The following is a 6,296-nucleotide window of genomic DNA, read 5'->3' on the forward strand; positions in this document are numbered from 1 at the left end:
TTAACGCTACGTAAATACACTATCTCAAAAGTATCCTAGCGTTATCATTTCATTTGGTTAGCCACCTTTAGATTTACTTTATAAATAGCCTCTTACTGAATGTCTTTCTAATCGCAACTCCTCTGTTTGTAGCTGTGTAAAAGTACTCTTTACGAACTCTGCAATCTCTATACGATTCCCACCGGGATCGCGGAGGAAAAACCGCACGCATCCTGGAAGTGGTCGTTGATCGGGAATAATTTCTACCCCATGCCCTTTTAGGTGTTCCTCAAAGGCGTTCAAGTTATCGACTTGGAAACAAAAATGTCGTCTAGATGCTTGATTATTGGCGTTTTTCTCTCTACTGACGTGCAATTCAATGTTTCCTAGTAAGTACCACGCTCCTGAATCATTTTTGATCACCTCAGGTCTGGGAATTTCACTCAGTCCCAAAACTTTGCTGTAGAAAGACAGCATTGCATCTTCCACCTCAAGAGGATAGGTTACTTGAATATGATGAACTGCATCAAGCTTCATAAATTTTTCTCCTAGTTTGGGTTAAATTTGGCAATGTTATAAGGTTTTGAGGGTGGATACACCCCTGAAAATATCCAGCAAGGAAGAGGGTATAAGGAGCAGACAACAGCAGATGAAATATTAAGTGATATTAAGGTTACGATTGCCTATTTAAAAACCTTACCAAATGTGCAAGGAGATGCGTTGACGCGAAGCGGCTTGCCGTTAGGCATCGGCTCTATTGGTTTCTGCTTTGGTGGTCACGTCGTTTATCTAGCTGCCACTTTACCAGATATTAAAGTTACAGCTTCCTTCTATGGTGGCGGTATTCCCAACTCAACTCCTGGCGGTGGAGAACCAACCATCACCCGCACTCCTGATATTAAAGGGCCCATTTACGCCTTCTTTGGTCTGTCAGGATGGCTGCTACTTTTGACCAGATTTCTAACGGTCGGATTATTTTGAATGTTGTTACTGGTGGCGACACAAAAGAACTTGCTAAAGATGGGATTTTCTTAAATCATGATCAGCGTTATGAACTCACTGATGAGTTTTTGACAATTTGGCGATCGCTCATGCAAGGTGATGAAGTAACCTTCAATGGTCGTCATCTGAAAGTTCAAGGTGCAAAACTCCAATTTCCTCCTGTACAAAAGCCTTATCCTACCTTATTGTCACCAATTCCACATAATTTGATTGTTATCAAGATGGTCGGTGACAATACGTCCAATGGCGTCAATTTCTGCCAATTGGGCGGCAGAAAGTTTGATTTGGGCGGCTAATGCGTTGTCTAGTGCTTGTTCGGGATAACGCGCCCCGGCGATCGCAGTTGTCTGGGGTTGAGCAATTAACCACGCCAAAGCTAACTGAGCAAGGGTACAATTATGAAGAAGGGCTATGGGACGTAGTTGTTGTAGCGCTTGTTGAGCACGTTCAAAGTTTTCGCCTTGAAACAGTTTATTTTTAGCACGGTTATCTGCTGAGTCGAATTTATGATCGAGATCAAATTTTCCTGTTAACAATCCCTGTGCTAAAGACGAATAAGCAAGGATAGAAATATTATTTTCGATACAATAGGGTAATGCATCTTGTTCTACCTGTCTCCAGAATAAAGAATAGGGTGGTTGTAAACTATCAATACGCCCATAACTTGCTGCTTCTACCAACTGGACGTGGGAAAAATTGGAAACACCAATTGCTCGAATTTTACCTTGCTCTTTGAGCAGGTTAAGAGCGCTCATAGTTTCTTCGATAGGTACTATTTCACTATTAAAAGCACCGGAGGGCCAATGAATTTGGTAAAGGTCAATGTAATCAGTTTTCAGGTTGGTTAGGGAACGATGTCTAACGACAAGTCGCTACGCGTCTACGCAAGCTTCAATGAGTTGTTCATACTTTAAATGGTTAGGGGAAACTTTCGTGGCATACTCCACGCGATCGCGGACATCAGATAAAGCTTCAGCGACAATTCGCTCAGAGTGTCCTTGGCCATAAGCTTCAGCAGTATCAATTGTTGTGATTCCAGCTTCAAATGCGCCTTGGATAGTTTTAATCGAGTCAGCATCTTCAACTCCCACCCACATTCTTTTACCAGCTTGCCAAGTTCCCATCAGGATAGGTGTGATTTTGACTTCAGTTGTACCTAGCGACCGCTTTTCCATAACTGCTTCCTAATTCATTCCCTTGTACAGGTTCATACTTTATCGGTTTTAGCGTGAAATTAAATCAGAGTTACAGTAGATGCTGATGGAATTGACTACAACTTTTCATGCTCTCAAAGAATGGGCAGTCGCCGTAAATGCCTTAGAAGACGGTAAAACAATTATGTTGCTCCGCAAAGGTGGTATCCATGAACGAAATGGACATTTCCAAGTTGCCCACAAGCAAATTTTGCTTTACCCTACTTATGAACATCAACAAGCTTTCATGCTGAAAGCTGAGTATGCCAATCATGTTTATCCAGTTACATCAGGTTGGCATCCAGAGACAGTTCGCATCGGTAGTTGGGCTGAAATTACAGATATTTTGCCAGTTAGTGACGAATTTATTGTCAACACCTTGCTTCCCTTCCATATTTGGAACGAGCATTTTATTAGCGATCGCCTCAAATGGAAACCACGCCAGCCCCTTTATATTCTCCTCCTACGGACATATAAACTACCCCAAGAGCAAGAAATTCCTTACCACCCCAAATATGGCGGCTGTAAGTCATGGATTGATTTAGATCAACCAATTCACTTGCAAGCAGCAAAACCAGTTTTGTCTGACTTTGCATACACCCAATTAGTAGAGACAATTCGCCAGATTGTCGGTGATAAGTTGTATGCTCCATCTTTCTAATAACCCAAGTTGCTGCCCAGATCCGCGACTTCTTGAAGAAGTCACGGCTCTAAATCTAAGTTAAGTTACGCCATTTTACCCTACAGTTAATTTTATTTTTACTTTATAAATGATCTCTAAGTCGCTACTCAATAATTTCATCATATTGATTGGTGTCATCTTCCTGCAATTCTTTGATCTCCACCAACACATCCGCCAAAGTTTTTTCATCTAGCCATTGATGACGCAGGGTAAGCGCATCTCAAATGCTATTGACAAGCGGATTTAGAGATATCATTATATTGGGATAAAGAAGCAGCAAGAATCGTCAGTATATAATTATTGTCCATAGCAGCTCGATTCGATTTTTGACGATTACTACGCTTGAACGATTGCTCTAAATTTAATGCGTTAAGTGCAATCCGTCGCAGTAATGATAAATTTTGTGGAGCATGACCAGTACGAACGCGACAAGCATCTTCATTAAATGTGACGTTTAAAGTCCAATGTAGAGCATTTTCAACACCCCAATGCAAACGGATAGCTTGACCCAGCTGACGAGCATCGCAGTCCAAACTAGTTAGATAAAACTGAATTTCGCGGGTTGTTTTATTCCATAGATGTCTTACCCGTACAACCATGACAACACATTTAAGCCCTGCCCAATCAGCTTGATGATGTAAAGACGGTAGTTGAGAAATAGGAACACATTGAACTTGCCGCTTTTCGGTACGATGATGACCTTTTTCTACCCGTTCGTCATAACTATTAGTAATACCTTCAAACCCCTAATTCAAGTGTTGCTCAAACCAATCTTTAACTTGTGCATGAAGTGTAGGATGATTCCCTTTAAGCGCTAAAACATAGTCAGCTTTTACATTAAAAATCTGAGATGCAATTGCAGTTTGTGTACCTATCGCATCAATCGTAATAATGCATCCTGCTAAATCTAACAATTTTAATAATGCAGGAATTGCAGTAATTTCATTCGATTTATCTGCTACTTTTACTTGTCCTAAAACAAGGCGATACTCACTTGACCAGGCGCTAACTAAATGTATTGCTGATTTTCCCTACCCTGGCACTTTTATAAGCATTCTTGAAACTATTTAAAGCAGCTTGTTGATTATCTGTCCACCGATAAAGTCCCAATTCACCGGCTAGATTAATAATTAGATAGGATTCATGTTTTTTAAGTACCTTCAGCACATCATTCTGCGTCCACCAAGGAATTAACTGGGTATTTAACAACTGTGGATCGCTATTACAGGTCAAATCAGCTAACACGACTATGGGAATAATTCGACTTTTACGACAGCGAGTGAGAACATTATCCAAGTCAGAAATCGAATAACTAGGACGATTAGGTTGACCATAATCTTTGTACCATTGAATTCTGACCGTATTAGCTCCCGTTTTTTCTAATTCTGCTAACTTATCGCCTTGAGGAAAATTCCAGTCATCCAAAATGGGTAAATTTATTCCATCAAGAATTACGTTTTCACCAAATCTATTATAAAGATATCAACCTTCAGTATAGAAGGTAGGTTTTTTATTTTGAGCCTTTACTAGTGATGGTAATGTAGTAGATAATAAACCGGTAACACAAACAATTTCTGTGTTAATTATCAACTGGCGACGTTTCATAAAAATCCCAAATAATTTAATAATGATTGTTGATTTATTGTTGGTTATGGGCGAGTTTTTATCATTAATTGATTCAGGGTAATCAAGAATTATATAAACTCGCCCCTACTATGGTGTCCCTACATATTTACCACTACTTTTATAGCGGTTATCGGTTGAGTGAGGTACAAGAACCCCACCCCCAACCCCCTAGTTTGAGCATTTTAATTGAGATTGGGACGGGAAAAGTCCATTTTAATCTTCAGATTAAAGTAATATTTTACTGCGATTTTTGCAGTGAATTTGCTGTTTCTTGAATTAAAGCCCTGAGCAGCTTCGCTTTCGTCAGCCCTGTATATTCGATAAGCTGTTCTAGCTGCTCATAGGTTTCTGGATCGAATGGCAGCCTCTCACCAGCGCCTTCATCATCCGATGTCGTTTCAAACCCACGATTGAATAATTTAACTACCGCGTAGCACTTCTTATAGCTAGCTGTGGGTTTTGCATCAGTGGCGAGGTGCTATCGCTCTACATCATCTATTTAATTTTTTGTTCATGTGCATAAATCACAAAAATGCATCGTAATAGGCAATGAGGGTTGGTAAAACCCTAGATTTGGATATTGCCACATTATCCTAATTACGGATCGGGGTATAACTGGTTTTCCAAAAACAACGTTAAATTGACCATTTTACGCAAGACTTATTGGCTGATTGCTGGCATTGCTGGCATTGACCCTGAAGATGTTACGTAAGTAGAGCGGCGTAAGCACACTGTACCAATTTATCAACTAACTTGGGTGAATTCAAAATGCTATTTAGATCAATTTTAAGTTACTGGACAAAAACTGTAACTATACCATATAGGTGAATATTTAATTTCCTCAAAGCCTTATTTGATTTGGGTTTTGCTCAATTCCACTCTGATTTAGGCTCGTCAATATTTAAATGCATTTGCCCTGGCGAAACCTCAAAGTTCCTGAGCCGAAATAGACAACTTTATTAATCTAGTGCAAGGAGAAATACGATGGCCATTCAATCCCCAAAACGCGGTGCAATCCCTACACCAAGAAACGTATTAGCAGCTGTTACCCCTTACGTTTCCCTTATTGGGACACCCCTAAACTTCATTATGGTACCCCAAAGAATTTCGATGTGGGGTAACGACGTTCACGGTGATTGCGTCACTGCTGAAGAGGCATTTGCCAAGGCTTGCAACAATCCAGAGATATTTATTTCGGACAATGAAGTAATTACCTGGGCGACGAGACACGGCGTTCTCGAGGGTGCTTCCCTTACCCAAGTAATGCAATGGATGCAAAATGGCGGCTTCCCTGATAGCTCCTATATCTATGACGATGGCGCACATTTCTCGGTCAACTGGACCGATTCAACAATTCTAAAAAGTGCCATCTCCCAAGGACCTGTTAAGATTGGTGTTGCTGCTAATCAAATAGAAGCTGCTTGGCAAAAATATGGTGGTCAAACGGGGTGGTTTGGCATAGGGTTTCAGCCTGATGGCAATGAGGATCATTGTGTTTCTCTTTGCGGCTATGGAACTCTTGCTTGGTTGGCACAGCAACTTCATGTTCAGGTTCCAGCGGGAATTGATGGAACTAAACCTGGTTATGCACTGTTTACGTGGAATTCTATAGGCATTATAGATGAACCATCGATGATCGCAGTGACTCATGAGGCATGGCTTAGACAGCCTACGACGGTAACGAAATCCTCATCCGCATGGCAACATTTTGAGTTGGCTCCAGCAGGTAGTGCCTCAACTAGCGGAAGTATCAAAGCTGTATCAAGAATTTCCAACAGTATGGAAGTCTGGTGGATTGGGGCAGATGGTTCTGT

5 protein-coding genes and 3 pseudogenes are annotated in these 6,296 nt (G+C 40.9%); 4 read left to right on the plus strand and 4 right to left on the minus strand.

Going from position 1 to position 6,296, the window contains the following annotated elements; all coding sequences use genetic code 11:
• Positions 1 to 78: 78 nt before the first annotated feature.
• Positions 79 to 516 carry a VOC family protein gene (locus tag V7K48_RS18305; RefSeq protein ID WP_335074672.1) on the minus strand — a complete coding sequence of 146 codons (438 nt, stop codon included), beginning with the start codon at positions 514 to 516 and terminating at the stop codon, positions 79 to 81.
• Positions 517 to 558: 42 nt separating this feature from the next.
• Between V7K48_RS18305 and V7K48_RS18310 the strand changes: the two are divergent.
• Both V7K48_RS18310 and V7K48_RS18315 read left to right on the plus strand, forming a co-directional pair.
• Positions 559 to 906 (plus strand): annotated as a pseudogene (locus V7K48_RS18310) (dienelactone hydrolase family protein); the annotation flags it as partial.
• An 8-nt stretch (positions 907 to 914) separates the two neighbouring features.
• Positions 915 to 1,277, plus strand: a complete 363-nt coding sequence (locus tag V7K48_RS18315) for an LLM class flavin-dependent oxidoreductase (RefSeq protein WP_335074673.1) — start codon at positions 915 to 917, stop codon at positions 1,275 to 1,277.
• On the opposite strand, the pseudogene V7K48_RS18320 reads toward V7K48_RS18315, so the two are convergent.
• A pseudogene (locus V7K48_RS18320) lies at positions 1,170 to 2,156 on the minus strand (aldo/keto reductase). The gene V7K48_RS18315 and the pseudogene V7K48_RS18320 overlap by 108 nt on opposite strands.
• Before the next feature lie 79 nt (positions 2,157 to 2,235).
• On the opposite strand from V7K48_RS18320, the gene V7K48_RS18325 reads away from it, so the two are divergent.
• A complete protein-coding gene (locus V7K48_RS18325) occupies positions 2,236 to 2,835 on the plus strand; it encodes a DUF1802 family protein (protein ID WP_335074674.1) in 600 nt (199 codons plus the stop codon).
• A 248-nt stretch (positions 2,836 to 3,083) separates the two neighbouring features.
• Here V7K48_RS18325 and V7K48_RS18330 read toward each other — a convergent pair.
• Positions 3,084 to 3,875, minus strand: a pseudogene (locus tag V7K48_RS18330) (ISAs1 family transposase).
• Positions 3,862 to 4,281 (minus strand): hypothetical protein, encoded by a 420-nt coding sequence (locus tag V7K48_RS18335; RefSeq protein ID WP_335074675.1) that lies wholly within the window; start codon positions 4,279 to 4,281, stop codon positions 3,862 to 3,864. Before V7K48_RS18335 ends, V7K48_RS18330 begins: the two are co-directional and overlap by 14 nt.
• 1,185 nt (positions 4,282 to 5,466) lie before the next feature.
• Between V7K48_RS18335 and V7K48_RS18340 the strand changes: the two genes are divergently transcribed.
• A partial coding sequence (locus V7K48_RS18340; RefSeq protein WP_335074676.1) for a hypothetical protein occupies positions 5,467 to 6,296 on the plus strand: 830 nt, incomplete at its 3' end.

This window comes from Nostoc sp., assembly GCF_036919615.1.
GTDB lineage: Bacteria > Cyanobacteriota > Cyanobacteriia > Cyanobacteriales > Nostocaceae > Nostoc.